Consider the following 23,921-nt stretch of genomic DNA (forward strand, 5'->3'; position numbering starts at 1 on the left):
CAGGAGTCCCACAATATGAGTTTCGATCTGAGAACTCGCACCACCAAGCAGGGCTACGGCGTCCCGAACAGCCGATACGCGAAGGGATACCACCGAGGCCTCGACAAGGGTGCCGACGGCGGCGAAGTCGCGCAGTGGCTCTCGTCCGGCGTCGTCACGCAGATCACCCGCAACGACTCGATCGGCACCTGGGTGGAGACGACGAACGAACTCGGCGTCGGCGGGAAGTACATCGGCTACGGCCACACCCGGGCGCCGATCGGCCTCAAGGTCGGCGATCGCGTACTGGCCGGGGCGGACGGCCCCACAGTCAACGGCTGGGGCGACGACCACGGGAGCGACTGGGACGGCCCCCACGTCCACGTCTGGACAGGCAACGTCTCCGGCGACATGGGGCAGGCGTGGGGGAACGACCTCGACCCCGCCCCTATCTTCTCCGCAACACCAACCAGAAAGGCTAGTGAACCGATGTTCATGTTCAGCATCCCCAACCCCGACGCCGCGGCGAAAAAGACCTACCCCGTCGTCTACGTCCTCATCACCGATGAGGGACGCGAAACGAAGTTCACGACGAGCGATGCCTCGTTCGCGACGGACATCGCCGTGCAGGTCGCCGGTGGCCGGATCCGCTCCACCGATCGCGCGTTCGTCGACGCGATCAAGAACGGCCTGATCGCCAGCGCCCCGAAGCAGCAGCTCGGGGAGGTCACGGTCAAGCCGGACACCGACCTCCTCGCCGCGGTGAAGGCTCTTCTCGCTCCTCTGACCTCGCTCGCCACCAAGATCGACGCACTCCCCGCGGAGATCGACCGATACTCCGACGGCAAGAAGCAGAGCTAGCGCGCCCGCCCCCTTCTCGATCCCCAGGAGGGGGCAACATGACCGACTGGCTCGCGATCGCGGCGATCGCGATCTCCGCCCTGACCGCTCTCGTCGGCGCCCTCGGCTACGTGCAGTCGAAGCGGACCCAAGACCGCAAGGGCGCCGACGTCACCCGGGGCCAGCTGTTCCTCCTCGAGGACTACGTCGTCGTGCTGCGCAAGCAGCTCATCGACGCCAACGTGCAGCCCGAGCCGTTCCCCGACGGCATCTTCCCGAAGGAGTAAGCCATGACCGACCCCACGCCCGCGCAGCTGCTCGAGCACCCCAAGCGATCCATCCGGTCGACGCTGTTCCTGGCGCTCGCCGTCGTCTCAGTCCTCGTCGGTTTCGCGGTCGCAGCGATCGCGATCGCCTCGCAGGGCCAGGCGCTCGCCGGCGCGATCGCCGTGCAGTCGCAGCAGGCCACGACGATCGACAACCTCGCGGCCGCGCTCGACGAGAGCCGCGACCAGCTGCAGGACAACGGGCTGGATCCCGTCGTGCCGCCCTCGAGCGTGTTCGTCGAGGGACCGGCCGGCCCGCAGGGCCCGGGCCCGACGTCCGACCAGGTCGAAGCGGCCGTGGCGGCCTACTGCGCCGCCCACAGCGACTGTGTGGGTGAGATGGGCCCGGTGTCCACCGTGCCCGGCCCGAGCGGTCCTGCGGGCGCTGACGGCTCCGACGGTGCAAACGGCGCGGACGGCGCAGCGGGCGCCAACGGGCAGCCGCCGACGTCGTGGACGTTCACCTGGCTCGCCACCACCTACACGTGCACCCGCACGGACCCGTTCGACGCATCCGCGCCGACGTACAGCTGTACCACCCAGTAAGGAGCATCCGCCATGTCCAACCCCGACCTTCCCACCACCACCCCCAACGTCGTCGTCGCGAACCCGGTCGTTCGCCGCGTCGCCAACGTCGTGATCGGCACGCTCGCGATCATCGTGCCCGCCGCGGTGGTCGTCGACGTCGCCTCGCCCGCCTTCGACATCTCGGCCATCACCACGCCGGCCCTTGCGGGCCTGCTCTTCGTCGCCGGCGTGTTCGGGCTGTCGGTGACGACGCCCAACATCCCGCGGTGATCGGCCCAGACGACGAGGTCGTCGACGGCTACCCGGTGCCGGTCGACCCGATGGACGACCTGCAGTGTGACAGCTGTCAGTAGCACCACAGCGTGAAGGGCCCCGCGGCCGCGCACACAGCGCGGCCGCGGGGCCCTTTTCTGCGTTCCCGGCTACTTCGCCGCGGCGTCGTACTCGTCGCCCAGGGCGGCGGAGTACTTCGACACGTCGCGGCCGGCGGCGGTCGCCTTCTTGATCGCCTCGCTGAGCGCGATGACCGTGGTGCCGCCGACCTTCTGCGCGGTCAGCAGCTCGTGCCGGTCGATCATCGCGCCGACCGTCGGCCGCGAGATCCCCATGAGCTCGGCGAACTCGCCGCTGCTGATGAGCTCGGGGATCGGCACGAAGCCCTCGCGGGCGTCGAACTCGGCTTCGGTGAGCACCTCGAGGTTGAGGGCCCGGGCGCCGGCGGCCGCCTCTACGACGGGCAGGACGACGTCGACGGCCTGCTCGAGGCTCTCGGCCGGGAAGGCGATCGTGACGCTGAGCCACCCGCGCGGGGACGTGCTGACCGACGGGTGGAACGCGGCGAGCCGTTCGGCGACGTCGACGGCGAGCTGCTCGGGGAAGTCGCGCAGCTCGAGGTCGGCGGTGGCGTGATACATCGTGGTCATCGTGTGCTCCTGTTCAGCGCTTGTCGCGCAGCTGCTCGAGGGCGAAGATCAGCTCGGTGATCGCCCGGTCTCGGTCGTGGGATCCGATGACGTCGACGCGGAGCCATCGGGGCTGCTCGGCGAACGCGGTGTTCTCGATCTTTATGCTGCGCCCGCCGTCGACGTCGGGCTCGACGGTGATGCGATCGCCGTTGGTGATGCTGATGATGTCGTCCAATGGAGTTCCTTTCGCGGCGTTGGGCGGATGCTGGCGGGCGTCGCCCTGGGTGTGGGATTATGGATGCGACCCGGGGAGCCGGAGGCACTACCTTTGCCTCCGGCTCCCCTTCGTCTAGCCGCCCTTCGGAGGGGGCCAGATGAACCCGAACCGCTGACGCATCTGCACGATCATGTGTCGCACAGCGATGTCATCGTTCTGGTCCCAGAGCACCGCTGCCAGCACGCCGTCGTAGACGAGCACGTAGCCCTTGCTGTGGATCTTCACCTTGAAGCCCTGCTCGAGCAATGCGATGCGGACTCTGTCGAAGTCGCTTCCCATATTCTTACCTCCTTCCTTGTGATTGTAAAGTAAGTCTATCAGTAGACCTTACAATTGTAAAGACGAGGAGCGCAGAAAACTAGCCAAAATCGATCTTCGGCGGCAGCGCCGGCAGCTGCTCCACTGCGGAGGCCCACACCCACGCCCTGTGCTGCTGTCCCTTCGGCGTCGTCCACCGAACCGCGCACGCCTTCGGGGTCCAGGCGACCATCTCGCCCTCGATCTTCACGGGACCGTCCGGGTAGCGCACCCACGCGCGCACGCGCAACGGGACCGGCGTTCTGGTCAGTGGCTCCCGCTTGAGCTCGAGCTCCTCATTGCTGAGGCTGAACGGCGCGGCGCCCGCATCCTGGATGCGCTCGCCGATGTGCAAGTCCATGCGCGCGTCGATCTGCGCCGCATATCGCTTGTTGCTGCCCACCGCCGACCTGCTCCTCTCGAGAGAAGCATCCGGCCATGCTGTAAGTTGGGCCGCCCCGAACGCTCAGGTTCGTGAGCTCGTCGGGGTCGGCTTGAGATGGATTCTAGGCGACGAAGGTGAGGCGCTCTACATCCGGGCGAGGATCTCGCCCTTCTTGGCGTCGTACTCCTCCTGGGTGAGCACGCCGTCATCCAGGAGGCCTTTGAGCTTCTGCAGCTGGTCGACGTGGTCGACGGGCGCCGCCGCGGGCTCTGCCGGCGCTGCAGCAGCGGCGGGAGCGCCCGAGCCGCCGTCCCAGACCATCAGGCGCTGGATGAGGTCCTTGGCCGTCTCGGCCTCCTTGTGGTTCGCGCGGAAGGCGATGCGGCCGCCGGCGGTGTTGACGAACATCTCGGTGTTGAACCCGATGCCCTTCTTCGCCGTCACCGAGGTGATCTGCTTGATCGGGATCATCTCCGTGTTCTTCCCACGCAGGCCCGTGCCGATCACCGAGAGGCCCATCGTCATGACGCCGAGAGCGACCTTTCCACCCGAGACGGCCTTGCGCTCCCACTCGAGGCGATCGGGCCAGATTTCTACTCGAGCGTTCTTCCCGTCGATGTGCGAGACGAAGGCGTACAGGGGCTTGTCGGCGTCAGTCATGGCCCGATGGTAGCGCTCGCCGGGGCGCAACGCGAGGAGTTCTCGACGTGGGCCCGCCGGGGCTCGAACCCGGGACCCGCTGATTAAAAGTCAGATGCTCTGCCAACTGAGCTACAGGCCCTACGCGGCAATTCTGCCAGACTCCTCGAGCTCGCGCCGCTCCCTCTGTTTGCGGCCCGATTGCTTCGGCACCGCGATCGCCGGCAGCACGTCGTTGGCCGAGCGCATCTCCTCGAGCGTGACGTCGGCGTACAGCTGCGTAGTTGCCAGCGAGGCATGCCCGAGGAACTCCTGGACCGCCCGGATCGGAGCGCCGCGGCGCAGCATCTCCGTGGCTGCGAAGTGGCGCAGGGAGTGGGCCGTGATCCGCCTGTCGGTGATGCCGGCCGCCCGGATCGCCTTCGAGATCCGGTCGGACGCCGACGCCATCAGGATGTGCCCGCCGCCCTCCGGGAACTGCTTGTTGGGATACGGAGACGGGAACCACCAGCCCGTGCGCGGGTAGCGCGCCGTGATCTCTAGCAGCTCCTCGTGAATGGTGCCCATCCAGTCCAGGTTGCCCTTGCGCATCGACCGGATCGTCATGCCGACCAGGTCGACGTCCTCACCGCGGATCTTCACGACCTCGCCCACGCGCAGCCCTGTGAACGCCGCGATCACGATGATGTCCCTGGTGCGACGGTAGATCCCCGTCTCGAGCACGTCCTCGATCTGATCCACGCGCAGCGGCCGCGCTTTGCGTCGGGGCACCTTCACCTTCGGCAGCTTCTTCGCCGGATTATCCTTGCGCCGCTTCGTCGATTTCATCCACTTGAAAAAACCCTGCATATATGAGCGCTCGGACTGCAACGTCCCGGCTGCGAGGGGTTCGCCAGTGCGTGGGTGTCGCCTAGCTAGAGTGCGCTCGAGGTCGTCCAGCGTCACTTCGTCGGGTCCGCGTCGGGAAACTCGAGCAACGGTGAGCAAGCACTCAGAACGATTTTCGATCGTCTTTTCGGAGAGCCGAGCGGCGCGTTGGTGAGTCGCGTAGTCCGAGAGCACTTGCTCCCAGTCCATGCCTGATAGTAAGTAGACAGGCACGTCTGCCGCTCCCCCGCGTAAGTGGACTTTTGCTCGCCAGCGCTAGCCGGATAGCGTCTCGGTAGGCTTGCCTGCGCGAGGTCAGGCGCTCAGCGGCTGCCGCGTGAAGAGGTCGACAACGCTCGAAACGTCGGACCCATAATCCGCGGGTCGTGGGTTCGAGCCCCACCGGGCCCACCACCTTTTTAGCTGGTCAGATCAGCTTTTCTTGTTCATCGAGATCACCGTTTCCGACTTGATTTCGCTCCGTGCCCACATTTTGCCCACAACTTCTGGAGCGCCCACGGCGCTGAGGGCCTCTCCGACGGCATCCAGGTCATCATCGAAGAGGTCGGCGTAGACGTCGAGCGTCATGGCTGCCGAGGCGTGGCCAAGCATCTTCTGGACGGCCTTCACGTTGGCGCCCGCCGAGATCGCCAGGCTCGCCGCAGTGTGACGAAGGTCGTGCGGCACGAGCCGAACGAGGTCGGGGTGCAGCTCGAGCATCTTCGCCATCGCCGGCTCGAACCGTCGGGCTCGGAAGTTCTTGTTCCGGATCGGGCCGCCCTCGGGCGCGGTGAAGACGAAATCGCTCTTCGCCTTGCCCTCGCACCGAGCGGCGAGCAGCTCACTCAGGAAGCTCGGGAACGGGACGCTCCGGCGGCTGTGATTCTTTGGTGTTCCGTAAACGAGCTCACTGCCGACCTCAGTGACCGCTTGGTCGACATTCACCCTCCGACGGAGCATGTCGAGATCCATCACGCGCAGAGCAGCCATCTCGCCCCAGCGGAGGCCCGTGTAGGAGAGGAACAGGATGACGTCGCCGTCAGGACCGCAGAGCTCGGCGAACTGATGCACCTGCGGGTGCGTGAGGTAGCCATGCTTTCGCTGCACGACTCGGGGCAACTTCACGCCGTCTGCGGGGTTGCGGGTCATGCGGCCGTCGCGCACCGCGTACTTCAGCATGATGCTCAGCACGCGGTGGTAGCTGCGCGTCGTCGACGGCGCGGCTCGCGTGGAGACCTCGGCCAGCCACTTCTGGATGCCCGCGTGGCTTAGGCCGGCGAGTGGGGTGGTGCCCCACTTCGGCACGATGGCCGAGCGCACTATCGACTCGTAGCCGTTGCGCGTGGATGGCTTGAGCTGCACCTGAGTAGCGAGCCACTGCTCGGCCCACTCCCCCACTGTGATTCGCGACTGGCTGGCAGAAACGAACTCACCGCGCGACTTCGCAACGTCGACGTTGGCGAGGAAGAGCTCGGCCTCCCGCTTGGTCTTGAACCCCCGCTTGTCGGTCTGCGAGTTGTCCGGCAGGCGATAGCGGACCCGGTACCGGCGACCGGTTGATGTGTCGTATGGGGTCACGCTACCCAAGGAACTACCTGACCTCGCTCATGAGCCCATTCAACCCCACTCGCCGGACTTTCATGAAAGAGCCACACATCCGTGGCGAGGCGCCCTCACCTTCTAAACTCAGGTGTCCGGATACCTGGCCGCAGCTCAACGAAGGAGGCTCCGCGTGCGCTTCCTGGTTGATGCCAATGTCTTCATCGCCATCGAGCCGTTGGACGGTCGCCGCGAGCAGGGCCACGCAATCGCCGCGAGGTTTTACGAGCTCGTTCATTTTCAAGGCCATCAACTATTCGTTCATCCCGCCGTCCAAGACGATCTCGCCGAAACAGGCGACGAGGCCCGAAGGGCGCACAACGAAGCAGCACTCAAGAAATATCCGGTTTTAGCCGAGGCGCCGATCGTTAAGGGTCTTGAGAACCTAGCCGGATCGAGCCTCCCAGGCTCAAATGATCACCGCGACTTGAGACTTATGGCGGCGGTCGAGCGTTCTAGCGTCGAGTACCTTGTGACCGAAGATGTCGGGCTAAAACGTCGCGCAACTCGAGCGGGCCTGGGCCAATCGGTGCTGGGTCTCGCCGAAGCCGTCAGCATGTTGGAGGCCCTAGTACAAACGGTCCCCGACCCGTTCCCCTACGTGGACCAACTTCCCTCGTATTCCATCGACGAGAGTCAGGAGATTTTCTCCTCCATTCGCGACGACTACCCTGAATTCGACCAATGGATGGCGGAAAAGGTACGCCCGGATGCCGACGGGCGACTGTGCTGGGTGGTCCTCGACCCGCTCGGCTCCTACAGGGCAGTTGCGCTGGTGAAGAGGCGCGAGGAACCTCCTCCCCTCCACCTCACCGGGAGGGTGGCAAAGCTCGCGACTTACAAGGTCGACACGGCGTCGAGCGGGCTGAAACTCGGCGAATTACTCCTCAAGGCGGTATTCGCTTGGTGCGTGGCAGACGGCGTAGACCATCTCTTCGTCGAGGTTCATGGACATTTGGACGTACTCGCGGGTTTTCTGGCTGATTTTGGCTTCTACCAAGCAGGGACCACCCAACGAGGAGAGATCGTCCTAGTCAAGGACTTCGCACCAGACCCGAAGATCGTCGACAAGATGAGCGACCTAGAGTTTCATACTCTCTACGGCCCTCCCGCTCTCAGGCCGACCCAGGACGTCTTCGTGGTTCCGGTCATTCCTCGGTGGTTCGATGAGCTCTTCCCAGAGAGCATCGGAGCAGAATTCACGATCCAACCCACGCTGATGGGGCTGGAGGCCGAACCACGCCCGGTCGGTAGCGCGATCCGAAAGGCATACTTATCGAACACGAAGTCAAACCTTCTTTCCGAAGGAGACCTCGTCGTGTTCTATCGTTCACGCCCGGAGGTCGGCGGTGCCGGTTATCTTTATGCGGCTGGAATCGTAGAGTCCACCCTCCGATCGACTAGCGCGCAAGAGGTCTCGGCGTACGTGGGTTCGCGCACTGTGTACACCTTGCGCGATATCGAAGAGATGGCGGCGAAAGGTCTATTGGCAGTCATGTTCCGGCAGGACAGGCTGATCGCGCCGGTCATTTCCCTCGAAGAATTGATTGGCCAGCAAGTCTTGAATGGGCCACCTCAATCGATAACTAAGGTTGCGTCAACGGAGGGAAAGCAATGGCTAGTCAACAGACTTCTCGAGTAGCGCTCATGGCGATTCATCCCAACTTCGCGAACGCAATCGTCGACGGAATCAAGAAGGTTGAATTCCGCAAGCGGGCCCTAGCCAAAGACGTCACGACCGTACTCATCTATGCGACGAGCCCCGTGCAAAAGGTCATAGGCGAATTCGGAATCGAGCGAACGGTAGTAGATCACCCAGAGAGTCTCTGGGACTCCTTCGGTGATGTCGGCGAGATCGACGAGACCGATTTCCACCGCTACTACGGTGATCGGGACACCGGTGTCGCGTTTGTAATCTCTTGGGTAAAGAAATACCAAAGCCCTCACGGACTTCGGGAGCTCGATCCATCACCTGCGATCCCCCAAAGTTTTTCTTATCTGACAGTTGCCTAAATCGAACCCGGTGTTAGGTGGGCGCGATGGCCAGTGAGCCCGAGCCGTACAACCTATGGGAGGTCGCCGCCCGCAACGCAGCCGCCATGACCGCATCAGGTCAGGAGCCTCGTCGTCACCATCTCATTCCGCGCTTCTATCTCGAGAGATGGGCCGTAGACGACCGGGTACGCGTGACCGATCTTCTACGCGGTCGCAACTCGTTCGAACTCTCCCCGAGTCGAGCTGCGACGGAGACCGACTTCTATCGCGATGAGGAAGGAGCCTTTGGGGGCTCGCCGGTCTATTGGGAGGCTTGGCATTCTGAAGTTGAAGGCCAAGCGGCGGCGGTACTGAAGCACATCGATGAGCACGGTGTCGCGACTATGGACGAAGTGGCGCAGGAGTGGCTGTGTCTCTTCGTCGCCTCCTTGATGACCCGCAGCCGATTTGCGAGACTCCGCCGCCGGGCAATGTTTGCGGAGGAAATGCATCGCGTTCTCGACACGGTCGGTCCCGCCCGCCTAGCCAAGGAGCTATTCGATGCCGATCGTCCGTTCGCTAGCAAGGACCTCGAAAGGCTGGTGGAAGATGTCGCGACCTTCCGTCGAGATCCTTCACGCTTGCCGCTGTCGCGCGGAGAAGATCTAGAGACCTCGGCCAAGATGGCCACTCACGTGGCTGGGATTCTCACCACAAGAACGATCGCCCTGTACCGCACAACGAGATCCATCATCACCAGCGATGAGCCAGTCGTCGAGCTACACGAAGACATGGGTCGACCGCGGTTGATGGCCGGAGTCTGGGGCACTCCAATTCTCGCCTTCCCCATAGGCCCCTTCGCGGTTTTGGCCTTCTACCGACGTGATCTCGATCCTCCTCTCGAACCTGGGTCGACACTAAACACGGCTGAGACCCTCGACCTGAATTGTTCGATCCTCGCCAATGCTCATAGTTTCGCGATCTCGTCTCCAGGGGATTCGATAGCGGAGAAGTTGTTTCTGCCCGAGGCCCCGCCGTCCGTAAAGTCCGAGGTATTCAGCTCGAACGAACACGGCGAAACGTTGTACCGCTTCTGGACGCCGAGGCGTTGGGAAGGTCAACCGGGCGCTCCGTCCCGCGTAGTGGACCGATGGTGGCACGGCGCCGTGCCCGATGCGCCGACTCCCACGAAAGAGGAGCAAGCGCTGATGGAGGAGTGGAGTCGAGGTTAGGCGGAATGACCTACCGCGAACCGGCGAAGGTCAGTGGCCTACTGAAACCGGCCCTTCGACGACCGGAGCACCGGGCGTGTCCGGGAGCGTCGGCCCGGATTTCTCGGCAATTGCGGAATCGCGCGGGGCCTCAAGCTCCGCTGCGGGGTCCTTCAGCGCATCATCCTGATAGAGAAGCCGTTCGCTCGTGCCGAAGCTGCGGATGATTTCCCGGAATTCATCGAAGCGCGGCACGTTCGGATTTGCCAGATCGGTGAGCTCGAAGTCTCTCGAGATCGATTGAGCCTTGGCGTACAAGTCTCCAGCGAAATCGACACCAGCAATTGCGCTTTCGATCTCGCGGACGAGCTTCGAGGCATCGTGCTTCTTCATCCCGTGCGGGTAGTTTCGGCCGAAGTTCTTTACGGCTCGCTTTAGGCGATCGTCGTTCCTGCTGCGCTCTTCCTCTTCAAACGCGTCTTCCAGTTTGCGAGCGAGCAAACCGAGGAGGGATCCGAAGCGCTCGCGCAAGGCATCGGCGCCCTCAACATCTTCATCGAGCCCTAGGAGCGACACAACCTCACGAGCCAAACCTGCCTTCTCGATGTGCTCGCCTGGAAAGCTCGACGTGTAGCAGCCATCAAGCGCGTTCCAAACCTTCCCGCCGTTATCAGTGACGGCGGCTTCTAGGCTTTCAAGGGTGAAAGCCGACGTGTCAACCTCGGTGAGGTCCGTGAACCGAGCCAAGAAATTCAGTGCCCCGCGTCGGGCTAGAACAAGCGGAATTAGATCTTCGATCTCCTCCACGACAATCCCAGTGTCGAACGTGAGTCCCGATGCCAGCGCCCAGTTGTCAAGACGCACAATGTACTCGTCTTTCAGCACTCGCCGTTTTCGGGCTTCACCCCGTTTGAGAACCTTCTCGGCATCCTTGCCGGCCTTGTCGCCATCCAGCAAGGCGACGCAAGGAGGCTTCACTGAGTCGCGCCCCCTGGCGAGGTAGACCATATAAGGAATTCCGTCCGCGCCTCCAGAGGCGACTACGGTCACGTCATTAAGGTTGAGGACGCCGGCGGTCGTCCTCTCCCTCTTGGCGATGTGAGCTGACACGCCCGCGATCAAGACCTGATCGGCGAGTCCTTCTACAAAAAGATTCTGGCCACCAATGAACGCGGTTTCGGCAACATGGGCACCAAGGGAAGATCTCAGCGGCTCATAGCGATTGTTTGCGGCATCCCTAACGACGCGCGTTCCTTCGTCTTCTGACCCCTTGTCCAAGACTCGAATGCGCTGCGGTGCGTTCTTGTCGATCAGAAAGGGTGAGTGCGTGACATACACCACCTGACTCATAGGGCCGCCGTCCTCCGGAAGCGCGTAGTCGTGCAACACTCGCAGGAGATCCTGCTGGCCGACGCTCGAGAGAAAGGCATCAGGCTCGTCAAGCAGCAAAATGTCCGGCTTCTCATTCTTGAGGCGATGTGCCGTGAGTTGCACAAAATAGCTCAGGAAGAAACGGAGCCCCTGGCTGCGCTCACCAAATGAATATTTGGATGCCGTGCGATCCCGGATGGTGAACGCCAACTCGTGCTCTCGCGCCTCGACAAGGAGGTCGAAGTCGCGGTCTTGAGTCCACCACCGCTGAATGTTGAGGTTCTCCTTGATCGCGGAATTGATGCCTCCGACGATCGCTTCCACCTGACCCTCTCGACCAGATCGAATGGCCTCTCTAAGCTCCGTGAAGGTTTGCTCATCAATCCCGGCCGCATCAACCAGCAGCTGTCGAGCGAGCTCGAACTCCGCTTTGCGTTTGACCTCAGCTTGCACGGTCGCGGGGTCTTTGCCTGCTGTAAGGGACGGATTCACGGCCTTTCCTACGACATCGTCGGTGGCATTCTTTAGACCAAACAGAGTCTCGAATAGGCCGATTCTGTGGCTCCGATCTTGGAGGAGGACTCTTGGCTCTCCGGCCAACTCGGCGATGGAGACGCTGTCTGGAATTGCCAGATTTGTCTTTAGTTCATAGAACGTGGGTAGTGCAGACTCCAGTTTTACAAGCTCTGCTTCGGACAGCGGGATCGCTGCGTCGTCGACCACGAGGAACGGTTCTCCTAGTCCTGGACGGTAGAGCGTGAATTCCCTCACGCCGTCGAGCTGCGGCACTCCGGGAGGGCTAGCTTCTTCCTTCTCGAGCGTGAATGTTCCCCCGAATTCCGGAAGTCGAATCTCCCCTGCCTTCACGGAGTAGCGCTCGCTGTATCTGCAGAAATCCGCTCGCTCAATCGGGCTGCCGGTTAGCGATGCTTTGATCGCTAACAGAAGCTGACTCTTGCCAGCCTCGTTTGCTCCGACGATCGCTGTGATTTCCGGATCGAGGGGAACACGAACAAACGGAAACCATGGATCCGACTCTTCCCAAGCAGCCGGCTCGCTTGCATCTCGTGCCTTGAGTTCGTAGTCGAAGTTGAATGAGCGGAAGAAGCGGACATCGATTCGGGTAAGTCGCATTCCAAGTCCTTCGGGCGAGTTCCTGAGCGCATCTCAGGCACCCAGTTTGGCACCCCCGGCTGACACCCGCGCATGAACTGTGGGCCAGGTCACGCAGAAGAAGGGATACTCAAGGTGACGGACGACAGCCAGCTGCCCCGCTGGTCAAAACTCTCGACCGCTCGCACTCGCCCGCGTTGCTCCCTGAAAATCAGGTGGTCAGCATCTCTGGAAATCGCATTCACCATCCCGGGTCCACAGAAGTACGCAATCCACAGGCGTTCGTCTTTTTCTAGCCGACGAGAGTGGTCAGCATGAATCGACCGGTATCGTCCACGTGCCTTTAGGGACAGTTCGACCTCTACCAATTCCGTCGTATCCCCCCAGGATGCGACTCCATCGGTAGTGTGTCCTCCGCTCAGCGCGTGGTCGCGAGCCCATCCGAATCCTGCCGCGATATACCGACTAGAGACGGTGGCAACGGCCAACTCGTGCCGCATCGTCTGGCGGAAGAGGCGCGGCGCCGCACGCCCGGAAGATTGGTAGGTCGGCCACACGATCTGCCGATCGCGATACACAGGCCGCACCCGCCCCAGATACCCGAGCTCCGCCATCCGCGCGATCCAGTGGTTCGCGCGGCGCACGCTCACCGGGTCGTCGTGGTCGTCCTGGTACGCCGACAGCGCCCACCGGATCGCGTCGACGTCGGCCAGTCTGACCACGTTCATCCAGTCGAGCATTGCTTCATCCCGACTCGTCAGCTGCAGCATCCGTCGCCTCTTTCGCTCTTGATCTCTTGTTCTTCTCTTTTCTGTTCTTCCCTGTCCCACCGCCACTCCTTCACTTCCCAACCTCCCGTGGACAACTTGTTGGGTGCGGGAGGTTGGGAAGCCGGCCCTGCCGGGGACTGGCGGTGGGACAGGGAAGAACAGGGCATTGCCCGTCCCGCGGTACATCCCGATGCGGGACGTACTGCGGGATGCCCCGAGTGAGCCCCTGTGAGGAGCGCACGACTCATGATCGTGAGGCCGAGCATCCCGTCGACCAGACGAATCTTTGTGACTCCGGGACTTCCGAAGTCCGTCGATTCGCGACTCCGGGTTCCCGGCACTCTCGAAGTCCGAACCTCCGCCTTCGCGCGCCTCGCGCGTACTGCTTCTGTTCTGTTCATTCCTGTTCTCTCCTGTTAAAGGGGCAAGCCTGCGACCCCTTGAAAGGCAACAAAGTGGCCCCCTGAGATGGTCGGTGGGCGACCTTCTGCGGGGTCACCAGCCGTCCCCCTGGGCCATCCGATTCGGGAAGGGAATCGGCTCCCGGATGACCGAACTCGACGTACCCGGACGACTCGATTCGAGCAGGAGCTCGTACTCTGCAGGGACTCCGTTGCGTCCGATTCGGACTCGACGGATGAGGCCGGCGTCGACCAGCTCGCGCACGCAACGCTTCACCGCGGTGCGCGCGGCGTCCGAGTCATTGCGCGGTGCGAGGTAGCCGAGAGCGATCGCGGAGGACGCTCGGCCGGCGTAGTAGCGGCGGGGCTCAGCGTCGCCGCGCTTCTCGTCCCAGCACTCGGCCGCCATGTGGAACAGCAGCCGCGCGGCCGGGTTGCCGACGTCGTGGCGGGCCGCCTCGAGCACGGCGCTCTTGACGGCATAGATGCCCACGAAGTCAGGCAGTCGCTCGCGCGGATGCCTCGATCCAGGCGATCACTTCTGACCGCTTGTAGAGCACTGTGCGCGGGGTGGGCTTGTAAAACCTCGGGCCGATGCCGCGGTACCGCATCTGTGAGAGTGCAGCCACCGAGAGTCCGGTGATCTCTTTGACCTCTTCGGCGTGAATGAAATCCTGATCCATAGTTCGCTCCGTCCGTTTCGACAACCCCTGTTGAAACTGGTTGTTGAAATGACGGTAGACATTCTCCGTCGAATTCACAACACGAATCGCGGTAGCCTGTCGTAATGACGGTTCAGAGCGCTGAAGTATCGATTGGAGCACGCATCCGGGCGACCCGGAGAGCCCGCGGGATTCGAACCACCCGCGAGCTCGCGGAGCTCATTACGGGCGCCTCCGTAACCGAGTCGATCATCGAGAACATCGAATCGGGCCGGAAGATCAACCTCGATGTCAGCCAGTTGCTCAACATCGCCATGGCGCTCGAGGTACCCCCGAGCTATCTACTCGCGCCCATCGGTGATCCGAACAGCAGGCTAGATCTCCCGGGCCTGAGTGACGCATTCAGGGGCCTCACCGCAATCCAGTTCGATGCATGGCTTGCCGGGCTGAACACGCCTACATACCCGCGGGGTTCAGCCGCGGCGCGAGCAACTCGGTTGGAGCTGGAGGCGCTCCGCGAACTGACAGAGCTCACGCTCGAGGTCCAGAGACTCGCGGTGTCAATCAAGCTCGAGCGCGACAATCCGAGTGACGTACCGTTTCGGTCGCGGGAGACGTTCGAGGAGCGACTTGCGCTAGCTGAGACTCAACTCGGGCGACTCCACGACTACCTAGTGTCAGCAGGGTGGGATCTGGAGGAGTCGCCAAAGACTGTCATCGGCCTCAAAGATCTCTTCTCACGACCGAGCGTGTTCGACGACAAGGCGGAGAGCAGTTAGCGGTAGCGGATGCTGGGTGTCATTCGAACCCACGCTCGCCCGGACCTGCTGATGGTGAGCTGAGCAGTTCGAGCAGTGCGGGGAGCGTGCGAAGAACATAGGGCGATTCGGAGAAGCGAGAATCAGCGTTCCCTTCCAGGATCCAGGCTTCGAATGATCGCTCGAAGGTGTCCAGGATCACGCGAGTGGCCAGAGCGGCGCTGTGGTTGAACGCTCGACCTAGAGCCTCGATGAGGCTCTCGACGATCGGCAGTAGCGCCTGCAGGAAGCGGCGCTCTGAAGTGAGCAACAGCGGTCCGCTGACCTTTGCAGCGAGCGCCCGCGCCCTCCTATCAGCTCGGAGGGTGACACCCCCTCGATCGATTGGCCATGCCTCTGCGAGGGCTCTCGCGGCACCGACAGATGTGAGCGACTCGCTCTGCGCCCGGAAACGGTCGACTCCCGCCTGAAGACGCGAGGCACATTCCTCAACCAGAGCCGCGTGCACCGCTTCGAAGAGGTCGTCATTGGTAGGGAAGATCTGTCGGACCGCGTACGGATGGATACCGGCGGCTTCCGAGATGTCGTTGACTATCCGGTCATCCAGCTCACCGCCACCCGAGAGGGCGATTCGAGCTGCGGCAACTATCCGCCGTTCTACAGCTCCTCGGTGAAGCGTCGGTCTACCCTGGTGCGAGCCAGTTGTGGCCCCGTCGTGAGCCGCCGACATCACGACCCGCGGCGGAACTGCTCTGCTTCTCGCAGCACGGCGCGCAGTTGCCGCGGCTCGTGCACGAACCGGCCGAGAAACACCCCGTCGGTATCATCACCCAAGTTAGTCAGGGTTCCCGGTCCGGCAGCTCCTCCGTAGATGACGCCGCTTGTGTCAGCCACACCCAGAGTCGCGAGCTGGTCGCGGAGACCACGCTGCACTTCGCGCACATGGTCGAATGGTGCGGCAGCAGGAGCACCGATTGCCCAGACGGGCTCATACGCCACGATGACACGCTTACCTTCCGACGAAGCGCCGAGAGTGCCAACCAGTTGCGCTGCGACCTCGATCGCCGCAGACGCTGCGTTGGTGCGCTCAGCTTCTCCAACGCACACGACCGGGGTGAGTCCGTGCCTGAACGCCGCATTCGCCTTCTGCGCGACGCTGATGTCCGTCTCGTTGTGATTCGCGCGGCGTTCGGCGTGACCGAGGATCACGAAGCGCACGCCCACCTCGTGCAATTCCGCGCCGCTGCTTTCCCCGGTGTATGGACCCGCGGCGTGGGAGGACATGTCTTGAGCTGCGAGGGCCACGCGACTACCGGCGAGTTCGCGCCCGGTGTCGGAGATCGCGACGATCGATGGGGCGACGAAAACTTCGGTCAGCCCGGAGGCGACTGTCTCGAACTCGGAGAGGATGTGACCGATCTCCCCCGCCCAAGCGAGGGTTCTCGCATGGCCGAAGTACGTCTTGAGGTTGATGCCGACGATCATGGCAAAGCGCTCAACACGATGCTGTCTGCTCGTACCGCACGATGGACGCAACCTTCTCCGCGCTGGCGCTTGCAGGGTCGAAACGATAGCCCAGCCACTCGCGCACCAGCCGACGCGCGAGCTCGATGCCGATGACCCGCTGTCCCAAGCACAGCACTTGGGCATCATTGCTGAGAACGGAGCGCTCAACCGAGAAGCTGTCATGGGCGGTGACTGCTCTGATACCCGAGACCTTGTTCGCTGAGATCGCGACACCCAAGCCAGTTCCGCACACGAGGAGGGCTCGATCCGCGTCACCACGAGCGACCATCTGCGCCGCGGCCACGGCGACGGCCGGGTACATCGTGGTGCCGTCCTGCTCGACACCGACGTCGACGACCGAGTCCACCAATGGGTGCAACGAGAGCTCCCCCTTGAGAATCTCCTTGTAATCGAACCCGGCCTCATCGGAGCCGACGACTATTCTCCATCCGGTCATGACGACGTCTCCCTCGCTCGCAGCTCCTTGCGCAGGATCTTCCCGGCTGTGGATTTCGGTATCGCGTCGACGAACTCGACTGCGCGGATCTTCTTGTAGGGAGCCACCCGCTCCGTGACATAGGACATCACGCCGTCCTCATCTAGCTGCGCGTCGGCCAACCTGACGACGAAGGCTTTCGGTATCTCCTCGCCATCGCTATCTGCGACTCCTATCACGGCTGCGTCCGCGATCGCGGGGTTGGCGAGAAGGACCGCCTCGAGCTCGGCCGGCGCGATCTGGTAGCCCTTGTACTTGATGAGTTCCTTCACGCGATCGATGACTGTGAACCATCCGTCCCGATGCATCACGGCAACGTCGCCGGTGTGCAGGAATCCGTCGGCATCGATCGTCTCCGCAGTCGCGTCAGGACGACCCAGATAGCCCAGCATCACGTTGGGGCCCCTGACCCATAACTCGCCGGGAGGTGTCAGACCGTCGGGGCCGAACTCGCCGACTGGGCGGCCCGTCTCCACGTCGACCAGCATGCATTCGATGTTCGGAAGGGGAACGCCAATGGACGCCGCCGGGATGTCGTGGCGTTCCGCGGGCACGGCGTGCGAGATCGGACTAAGTTCGCTCATTCCGTAGCCCTGCAGGATCCGAGAGTTCAGTCGTCGAGCCGCCAGCGACGCGGTCGCACCATCCAGGGGTGCAGCCCCGGAGAAGATGGTGCGCACGCTCGAGACGTCGACGTCGTCAACCATCGGATGCTTCGCAAGCGCGACGACGATCGGCGGCGCAACGAACAGGAATGTGCACCCGTGGCGCTCGATCAGGCTCAGGAAGTCGGCGAGGTCCAAACGCGGCATTGTGACGATCGATGACCGCACCGACAAAGCGAGGTTCAGGAGAACCGTCATCCCATAAATGTGGAAGAACGGCAGTACCGCGAGCACGCGATCGTCGGCCGCGAGATCGATGACGCGCCGGGCCTGCTCCACGTTGGCAACGAGGTTGTGGTGCGAGAGCATCACTCCCTTCGGCAGGCCTGTCGTTCCGGAGGAGTACGGAAGCACCGCGACATCGTGGCGGGGGCTCACTGTTACGCGAGGCGCGGGCCGCCTCTCGGCGAGGAGGTCGTTCATCGTGGTCAATCCCGCCTCCTGCTCGCCAAGGACGATGATGCGACTGCCGTCGATCGCGAGTGTCGTGGTCGCGGCGTCGGCGACGGAGAGGAGCGTCGCGGCGGATATGACCCAGGATGCACCTGCGTCGGTCAGCTGCTTCTCGAGGTCGGCGGAGGTGGCGAGCACGGGCACCGTGGTCACCGTTGCACCAGCGAGAAGGACAGCATGGAACGCGACGACGAAGTCCGCTGAGTTGGGGCTGTGCAGAGCGACCACGGTTCCGCGACCGACGTCTCGCGCAGCCAGCGCTCCCGCCACAGAGTCGATCCGCGATCGCAGCTCGCGGTAGGTCAGCGTGACGTCGGCCGTCGGATCGATGAGTGCGACCCGGTCAAGGTCGGAGTCTTCTAAGCGCGAGAACAGATAGTCGTAGACCGACTCATTAGGAATGTCGATTCGGTCGTAGGGGCTGGTGAACACGGTGGCGTCCTTTCTCACGTCAGGGTTCCGGCGAAAGCGGCGGCCGCGTAGGCGAACGACGTTGCGCCCGGGTCGGCGGACCCGACACCGCGATCGCCATGCACTCGCGCGCGCCCGGTCAGCGCGGAGAGAGCGGCAGTTGCCTGGGCGGCGGAGGTCGCGGCCTGTGCTGCAGCGTCCACGGCGGCGTCCAACACCCCAGAGCTGTGCGCCACGAGTGTCTCGGCGAAGGGGACAAGAGAATCGACCATCGTCTTGTCGCCGGGGTTGGCGCCGCCCACTTCACGCACCGCGTCGGAGGCTCGTGTGAACGCCGAAGCCAGAGCTTCGGTCGTGACCCTCCCATCGGGAAGGGAATCCGCCAAAGTCATTAGGATGACTCCCCACAAAGCGCCCGATGTGCCGCCAGCGGCATCCGCCCAAGCACGACCGGCGAGATCGAGCGCTTCCTTCGCGGAACGCCCCTCGGTCGCGGCATCAGCCGCGGCTTTCGATCCGCGACGCATGCCGATGCCGTGGTCCCCGTCTCCGGCGATTGAATCGAGGTCCCCGAGTTCATCCCCGTGCAGATCCATGGTGTGCGCGACCTCGGTGAGGGCCACCCGTACAGCAGCGAGTGTTGTGAGCCCGCCGGGCGTCGTCGCTGGAGCGAATCGGTTGCGGTTCGTCCGCCGAGCTGATCGGGATGGGTGCGCTTGTTCGACCGGGAGACGCGCAACCTCGACTCCGCGCGAGAAGCCCACCGATGACGCGGGCGCGCTCCACAGACCCTCGAGCTCGTCGTCCAACCACGCGAGTGATAGCGAGACCCCGGCCATCTCGAAGCTGGTCATGAACTCCCCGACCGCTGGGGACACCAGATGAGCACCCGCGAGCTCAAGTGTCTCGGCGACGTCGTTGAAGAAGACCAACAACTCCTCCTGCTTCACGGAACCGAGACCGTTCACGATGACCGCCAACCGCGCACCGGCTAGCGTCGCAGTGTCCGCGACGAGGTGTTCGATGAGTTGCTGTGCGAGTTCTCGCGCGGGAGGCGCCGGCATCTCCGAGAGTCCAGGTTCGCCGTGGATTCCCATACCGATGGCGATGCGCCCGGTCGGGATCGTGAACAGCGGGTCAGCCGCGCCAGGCAAGGTCGCACCCGAGTACGCAACTCCGACGCTCACTACTCGCTCGTTCGCGCGGGCCGCAAGGCGTTCCACAGCATCCACACCATCACCTCGTGCTGCTGCCGCCGCGGCAATTTTGATGACGAACAGCCCGCCGGCGATCCCGCGTCGGCGGTGGGCTTCGGTAAGTGGCGCGCTAGCCACGTCGTCCGTGACGACGACCGTGCGGCAGTCCACGCCATCCGCCCGGAGTCGCTGTTGCGCGATTCCGAAATTGAGAGCGTCCCCTGCGTAATTGCCATAGACAAGGAGGGTTCCGCGCTCGGCTCCGACCTCATCGACGACAGCCTCCACCTGCGCAGCGGAGGGGGAGGCGAACACATCGCCCATCACCGCGGCATCGGCGAGGCCGGGACCGACCAAGCCCGCGAAAGCGGGAAAGTGGCCGGACCCTCCACCGATCACGATGGCTACCTTCGTGGGATCGAGGTGCAGTGTGGCGACACCGCCCTCCACCGCGCGAAGTCGATCTTCGTAGGCTCTGACCAGTCCCGCCGCGGCCTGCTCGCGGAAGCGATCCCTCCCGTTGAGGAGGTAGCTCATCCGAGCGAGCCCTCGAAGCCAGGCAGCAGCACGGTCGACGTCTCCAACCCCGGCCTGATCTGTAGCTTGCGACCCGAACCCGCACGGAACATCTCTAGCGCGCTTTCGTAGTCGTTCAGGGAGAACGCGTGGCTGATCATGGGAACGGGATTGATCACCCCAGCCTCGAACATCTCCACGGCTCGCCCGAAGGTATTGAGCACCGCCATCGTGCCCACGATCGAGATCTCGTCGCGGTACACGCGGAAGGGAGAGTATCCGGCGCGAGCCTCGACGGGCGCGACACCGAAATGCTGAAAGTACCCGCCAGCCTTCACCCGGTTCAGGCCGTCCTCGATGGCCCGGACGTTACCGGTCGCGTCAATGACGACATCCCACTTGTCGCGCGAGGCTTCGTCAGCGGAGCCGAGTGCGTTCTCGATCCCGAGGTCGCGCGCGGCCTGGAGACGGCTCGGGTTCGTGTCGACAATCGTCACACTTGCCGCACCCGCGCGCGGAGCGAGCTGTGCCATGAGGAGGCCCATCGTTCCGGATCCGTAGATGAGGTAGTGCTCTCCCATGCGTCGGGGGAGAAGGTCATACCCGCGGATCGCGCACGCCAGGGGTTCGATGAGGGCCGCCTGAAAGAGGTCGGTCGATTCGCGCAGTTTGTAGACGTTGGCAACTGGCGCTGTGAGAAAAGTCGCAGACGCACCGTCGCTGGCGACAACGCCAAGGCCGTTCCAATTTCGGCAGAGGTTGGAGCGGCCGTTTCGGCAGTACTCGCATTCGCCGCACGTGGTGCTGGGGTTCACCGCGACCGGGTCGCCCACGGAGAGATCTCGCACCTCCGAGCCGAAGGCGACGACGCGTCCGCTTGCCTCGTGCCCCGGTACCAAGGGGTACACGGTTCCTTCGAACTCACCGTCGAAGACGTGTGTGTCGGTGCCGCAGATTCCAACGGCAGCGACTTCGACGACTACTTCTTTGGGGCCGGGAGTGGGGTCGGGTCGCTCGACAAGGTGGAGCGAGTGAGGTGCGTCGAAGAGGACAGCGCGCATGGGGATTCTCCTTAGAACCGATTAGGCGTGGTTGCGGGTGGTGGCGGCGATACTGGAGCGGATCAGACGAGAGAGTTCGAGCGCTCTCACATCGGCACCGCCTGGCGAACTCATGGGGGCCGGGATGTAGCCGAACGCGAGCTCGAGCTGAGGGTCAGCGAACGCCAGGGCGCCTCCGGCACCGTCATGGCCGAACGCGCGGGGGCCGCTGAACGGCATTCGCCCGGTCGGTTTCATGAATCCCAGCGCGAAGGCCATCTCGTCCATCACCACTGTGTCGTGACCCGCCACTTGGGTGCGGGAAATGCGGTCGACTGTAGAACGGGTGACGAACGGCTCACCGACGTGCCCCAGAGATGCTGCGTACAGTCGGGCGAGCCCTCGAGCCGATCCGACGCCGCCCACCGCCGCAACACCCGCACGGCGAATGTCCGGATGATTCGGGCTGAAGCTCGAGTCCACGAGGCTGACGGGCCGGCCGGCACGTCCGAGAGCGGCATCGAGAAGTCCGTCGGCCGGCAGCGCTGGGAGGGGGTCCGGGATGGGCTGGGGCAAGACAGCGCGGTATCGGGCCTCTACTGCCGCCGACGTCCCGAGGTAGGCGTCGATGTCTCGTGGTCGCCGAATTTCCGCGTCGTAGAGCTCTTGCAGGCTGCAGCCAGCGGCGCGGCGCACGAGCTCCTCCATGAGAATCCCGATAGTCAGGGCGTGGTACCCGAACAGTGCTCCGGGCTCCCAGAAGGGCGCTTGGCGAGCGAGCAGCTCCGCACCGAGCCGCGAGTCGAGGACGTGCTCGGTCTCGATCCCACCGTCGATCGCCGGGAGTCCTGCCTGATGGGAGAGGACCTGCCGAACCGTCGTGCCCACCTTGCCGTTCTGCGCGAACTCCGGCCAGTACCGCGACACCACGGCATCCGGATCGAGCACCTGGCGGTCGACGAGCAGCGCGATGGCCAGCGCCGCGATTCCCTTGGACACGGAGAAGAACCCGGTGACGCTGTCGGCTGCGAGATGGTCTCCGCCCCACAGGTCGATGACAACGTCGCCGCCCACATACGCCGTCACTTGAGCGCTGTACCCGGGATCCTCGGCGAGTTGCTGCGAGAAGCGCTCCGCGACTCGTTCGAATCCGGGCGCCGCCACCCAGCCGTGGTTCGCGTTCATGCCGGAACCCTCATGGTCAGGATGGGGAGCGTGAGCGTGACACTCGCCGCATCAACCGTCATGACAGTCGGTGCGGCTGTCGGTGCGGGGTGCCACGGCTGACCCGTGCCCGCGACCTGCACCCGCGGGCGATGCCCAGCGCGGAAGGCGTGCGCCGCCGTGCTGAGCACCATTGTCACGCGGTGCCATTCGTCGCCTGAACCGGTTCCGGCCGGAATGCGGAAGTAGCCGTCGGCGATATTGCGTGATGCTCCGCGGGGATCGACGTCGGTCAACCGGACGAAGAGGTCTTGATCGTGGTCTGCTGGCCGCACGGCGAGATCGACCCGCGCGCGTCCCGCCACGAGCGAGTCCGCCTGTAGTGGATCGGCGTCGAAGAGGGCAACACCGGGATGCGCTTCGCGAGCCCGTTGCGGTGACGAACCAGCGAAAGAGGGATCCAGCCCACGCCCTCCGGCCGCAGCGGGGGGCGTCGCCGGGTCTACCGGGATGTCACACTCCCCGGCTCTGAGATCTGGGAAGCTCGGAGTCAGGGCCCATTCCCGCTCGAGCGTGGCGGGGGGCCAGGACGGAAACTCCCTCCACTGCTCGTCTCCGGTGAAGAGGACTCTGGTGTTCTGCGCCGAGGCGCCGTCGAGCAGAGCGAGAGTCTCGCGCACGAACAGCGGCGGCAGGTCACGGTGGGCGTGCGACCACGGCCCGAACACTAACCGCGGCTGAACGCCCGCGGCTAGCTGGGCCTCGTAATCGGTGAACTGGGCATTGGAGAAGAGGTCGAAGGCCCCTGCCACCTGCAGTACCCGCGGGGTCGAGGCCAGAAGGGCGGTGAGGTCCCACTGCTCCCACGACGGATCCGACGGCGACCCAGCCTGCGCCCACTCCTGAAACTGAGGTTGCGGTGAACCGAAGACGGTCGCGTCCGCCTGGTCGACAGCACCGGCGATCGCCGATCTCACTCGCGCTCCGCGCCGCAACAGAGTGGAGAGGACTCGCAGCCGTGACCACTCCTGAATGCGGAGGCCGTCGAGCCAGGTGAGAGCCGTCTCAAGCCCGAAAACGCCGTCCGGATGAATCACTCGCTTGAAATCGGCCGTGGTGACCGCGAGGGCCACCGTGTCAATTATGAACGTCTCGCTCGCGAGCAGGGCCAGTGCAGTGAAGCCCGTGTAGCTCGACCCGACCAGGGAGATGCTGCGCTCGCCCCATCCCTGTCGGGCGATCCAGGAGAGGAGGTCTGCTCCGTCGTCGATCTCGTCGACCAACGGCCGGAACTCTCCCCCTGAGCCGAAGGTACCCCGACAGCTCTGCACGATCACCGGGTACCCGTGGGCTGCGAGGATCTCGGCGAAGGGCGCCGACCCGGGCCGACCGTATGGGGTGCGCATGATGACTAGCGAACGGCCGGTGTCCGTGTCGGGCCACCAGATGTCGGTGAGGAGCTCGATGCCGTCCCGGGCGGGCACGGAGACCGTGCGGCGAGCGGGGCGGGTGCCCGCCTGAAGGGGAACGCGCGCACGTCGGGCGAGCATCCGGGCCGCGATGCTCACCATC

27 protein-coding genes and 1 tRNA gene are annotated in these 23,921 nt (G+C 63.8%); 8 read left to right on the forward strand and 20 right to left on the reverse strand.

Translation table 11 applies throughout. The features are described from left to right. Positions 1–15 precede the first annotated feature (15 nt). From AC1RTC_RS16080 to AC1RTC_RS16095, 4 genes are read left to right on the forward strand one after another with little or no spacing between them, the layout of a single operon-like run. The gene (locus tag AC1RTC_RS16080) at positions 16–840 is read left to right on the forward strand and encodes a hypothetical protein (protein WP_493157442.1); all 825 of its coding nucleotides are present in this window, start codon (positions 16–18) and stop codon (positions 838–840) included. Between the two features lie 38 nt (positions 841–878). Further along, the gene (locus AC1RTC_RS16085) at positions 879–1,106 is read left to right on the forward strand and encodes a hypothetical protein (protein ID WP_493157443.1); all 228 of its coding nucleotides are present in this window, start codon (positions 879–881) and stop codon (positions 1,104–1,106) included. A 3-nt stretch (positions 1,107–1,109) separates the two neighbouring features. Beyond that, positions 1,110–1,691 carry a hypothetical protein gene (locus AC1RTC_RS16090; protein ID WP_493157444.1) on the forward strand — a complete coding sequence of 194 codons (582 nt, stop codon included), beginning with the start codon at positions 1,110–1,112 and terminating at the stop codon, positions 1,689–1,691. A 12-nt stretch (positions 1,692–1,703) separates the two neighbouring features. Then, on the forward strand, positions 1,704–1,943 hold the full coding sequence (locus AC1RTC_RS16095; RefSeq protein ID WP_493157445.1) for a hypothetical protein: 240 nt from the start codon (positions 1,704–1,706) through the stop codon (positions 1,941–1,943). Positions 1,944–2,095: 152 nt separating this feature from the next. Here AC1RTC_RS16095 and AC1RTC_RS16100 read toward each other — a convergent pair whose 3' ends face one another. From AC1RTC_RS16100 to AC1RTC_RS16135, 8 genes are all read right to left on the reverse strand, one after another. After that, entirely contained in the window at positions 2,096–2,596 is a 501-nt protein-coding gene (locus AC1RTC_RS16100) for a hypothetical protein (protein ID WP_493157446.1), read from the reverse strand. A 13-nt stretch (positions 2,597–2,609) separates the two neighbouring features. Further along, the gene (locus AC1RTC_RS16105; RefSeq protein ID WP_493157447.1) at positions 2,610–2,813 is read right to left on the reverse strand and encodes a hypothetical protein; all 204 of its coding nucleotides are present in this window, start codon (positions 2,811–2,813) and stop codon (positions 2,610–2,612) included. Positions 2,814–2,927: 114 nt separating this feature from the next. Continuing rightward, the gene (locus AC1RTC_RS16110) at positions 2,928–3,134 is read right to left on the reverse strand and encodes a hypothetical protein (protein WP_493157449.1); all 207 of its coding nucleotides are present in this window, start codon (positions 3,132–3,134) and stop codon (positions 2,928–2,930) included. A gap of 79 nt (positions 3,135–3,213) precedes the next feature. Beyond that, complete coding sequence (locus AC1RTC_RS16115) at positions 3,214–3,555, reverse strand: hypothetical protein (RefSeq protein WP_493157451.1); 342 nt, start codon at positions 3,553–3,555, stop codon at positions 3,214–3,216. 126 nt (positions 3,556–3,681) lie between these two features. Continuing rightward, complete coding sequence (locus tag AC1RTC_RS16120; protein ID WP_493157453.1) at positions 3,682–4,197, reverse strand: SHOCT domain-containing protein; 516 nt, start codon at positions 4,195–4,197, stop codon at positions 3,682–3,684. 48 nt (positions 4,198–4,245) lie between these two features. Next, positions 4,246–4,318: transfer RNA gene (locus tag AC1RTC_RS16125), tRNA-Lys, on the reverse strand. After that, positions 4,318–5,004 (reverse strand): tyrosine-type recombinase/integrase, encoded by a 687-nt coding sequence (locus tag AC1RTC_RS16130; RefSeq protein ID WP_493157454.1) that lies wholly within the window; start codon positions 5,002–5,004, stop codon positions 4,318–4,320. Before AC1RTC_RS16130 ends, AC1RTC_RS16125 begins: the two co-directional genes overlap by 1 nt. A gap of 471 nt (positions 5,005–5,475) precedes the next feature. After that, a complete protein-coding gene (locus tag AC1RTC_RS16135; RefSeq protein WP_493157455.1) occupies positions 5,476–6,621 on the reverse strand; it encodes a site-specific integrase in 1,146 nt (381 codons plus the stop codon). Between the two features lie 154 nt (positions 6,622–6,775). On the opposite strand from AC1RTC_RS16135, the gene AC1RTC_RS16140 reads away from it, so the two are divergent. From AC1RTC_RS16140 to AC1RTC_RS16150, 3 genes are read left to right on the forward strand one after another with little or no spacing between them, the layout of a single operon-like run. Beyond that, positions 6,776–8,284 (forward strand): PIN domain-containing protein, encoded by a 1,509-nt coding sequence (locus AC1RTC_RS16140; RefSeq protein ID WP_493157458.1) that lies wholly within the window; start codon positions 6,776–6,778, stop codon positions 8,282–8,284. 5 nt (positions 8,285–8,289) lie between these two features. After that, positions 8,290–8,655 carry an ASCH domain-containing protein gene (locus tag AC1RTC_RS16145; protein WP_493157460.1) on the forward strand — a complete coding sequence of 122 codons (366 nt, stop codon included), beginning with the start codon at positions 8,290–8,292 and terminating at the stop codon, positions 8,653–8,655. 26 nt (positions 8,656–8,681) lie between these two features. Next, complete coding sequence (locus tag AC1RTC_RS16150; RefSeq protein ID WP_493157462.1) at positions 8,682–9,848, forward strand: DUF4238 domain-containing protein; 1,167 nt, start codon at positions 8,682–8,684, stop codon at positions 9,846–9,848. 30 nt (positions 9,849–9,878) lie between these two features. Here AC1RTC_RS16150 and AC1RTC_RS16155 read toward each other — a convergent pair whose 3' ends face one another. The 4 genes from AC1RTC_RS16155 to AC1RTC_RS16170 all read right to left on the reverse strand — a co-directional run bounded on the left by AC1RTC_RS16155 (position 9,879) and on the right by AC1RTC_RS16170 (position 14,165). Next, the gene (locus AC1RTC_RS16155) at positions 9,879–12,332 is read right to left on the reverse strand and encodes an AAA family ATPase (RefSeq protein ID WP_493157464.1); all 2,454 of its coding nucleotides are present in this window, start codon (positions 12,330–12,332) and stop codon (positions 9,879–9,881) included. 89 nt (positions 12,333–12,421) lie between these two features. Next, positions 12,422–13,081, reverse strand: a complete 660-nt coding sequence (locus tag AC1RTC_RS16160; protein WP_493157466.1) for a hypothetical protein — start codon at positions 13,079–13,081, stop codon at positions 12,422–12,424. Between the two features lie 495 nt (positions 13,082–13,576). Next, positions 13,577–13,975, reverse strand: coding sequence for a hypothetical protein (locus AC1RTC_RS16165; RefSeq protein WP_493157467.1), 399 nt, complete (start codon positions 13,973–13,975; stop codon positions 13,577–13,579). A gap of 4 nt (positions 13,976–13,979) precedes the next feature. Continuing rightward, the gene (locus AC1RTC_RS16170; RefSeq protein WP_493157469.1) at positions 13,980–14,165 is read right to left on the reverse strand and encodes a helix-turn-helix transcriptional regulator; all 186 of its coding nucleotides are present in this window, start codon (positions 14,163–14,165) and stop codon (positions 13,980–13,982) included. A 104-nt stretch (positions 14,166–14,269) separates the two neighbouring features. Here AC1RTC_RS16170 and AC1RTC_RS16175 point away from each other — a divergent pair, with 104 nt between their 5' ends. Continuing rightward, entirely contained in the window at positions 14,270–14,923 is a 654-nt protein-coding gene (locus AC1RTC_RS16175) for a hypothetical protein (protein ID WP_493157471.1), read from the forward strand. Between the two features lie 19 nt (positions 14,924–14,942). Here the strand turns inward: AC1RTC_RS16175 and AC1RTC_RS16180 are convergent, their stop codons facing one another. From AC1RTC_RS16180 to AC1RTC_RS16215, 8 genes are all read right to left on the reverse strand, one after another. Continuing rightward, entirely contained in the window at positions 14,943–15,212 is a 270-nt protein-coding gene (locus tag AC1RTC_RS16180) for a hypothetical protein (RefSeq protein ID WP_493157473.1), read from the reverse strand. Between the two features lie 419 nt (positions 15,213–15,631). Further along, on the reverse strand, positions 15,632–16,387 hold the full coding sequence (locus tag AC1RTC_RS16185) for a triose-phosphate isomerase family protein (protein ID WP_493157475.1): 756 nt from the start codon (positions 16,385–16,387) through the stop codon (positions 15,632–15,634). Between the two features lie 10 nt (positions 16,388–16,397). Continuing rightward, positions 16,398–16,865, reverse strand: a complete 468-nt coding sequence (locus AC1RTC_RS16190) for a ribose-5-phosphate isomerase (protein WP_493157476.1) — start codon at positions 16,863–16,865, stop codon at positions 16,398–16,400. Further along, entirely contained in the window at positions 16,862–18,454 is a 1,593-nt protein-coding gene (locus tag AC1RTC_RS16195; protein ID WP_493157478.1) for an AMP-binding protein, read from the reverse strand. Before AC1RTC_RS16195 ends, AC1RTC_RS16190 begins: the two co-directional genes overlap by 4 nt. Positions 18,455–18,468: 14 nt before the next feature. Further along, positions 18,469–20,166 (reverse strand): dihydroxyacetone kinase family protein, encoded by a 1,698-nt coding sequence (locus AC1RTC_RS16200; protein WP_493157479.1) that lies wholly within the window; start codon positions 20,164–20,166, stop codon positions 18,469–18,471. Continuing rightward, positions 20,163–21,206, reverse strand: a complete 1,044-nt coding sequence (locus tag AC1RTC_RS16205) for a zinc-dependent alcohol dehydrogenase family protein (RefSeq protein WP_493157481.1) — start codon at positions 21,204–21,206, stop codon at positions 20,163–20,165. Before AC1RTC_RS16205 ends, AC1RTC_RS16200 begins: the two co-directional genes overlap by 4 nt. Before the next feature lie 21 nt (positions 21,207–21,227). Continuing rightward, positions 21,228–22,370 carry a serine hydrolase domain-containing protein gene (locus AC1RTC_RS16210; RefSeq protein ID WP_493157483.1) on the reverse strand — a complete coding sequence of 381 codons (1,143 nt, stop codon included), beginning with the start codon at positions 22,368–22,370 and terminating at the stop codon, positions 21,228–21,230. Next, positions 22,367–23,917, reverse strand: coding sequence for a CocE/NonD family hydrolase (locus AC1RTC_RS16215; RefSeq protein WP_493157485.1), 1,551 nt, complete (start codon positions 23,915–23,917; stop codon positions 22,367–22,369). Before AC1RTC_RS16215 ends, AC1RTC_RS16210 begins: the two co-directional genes overlap by 4 nt. Positions 23,918–23,921: the final 4 nt, after the last annotated feature.

The sequence above is a fragment of the Rhodoglobus sp. GW821-FHT12B09 genome, assembly GCF_058809925.1.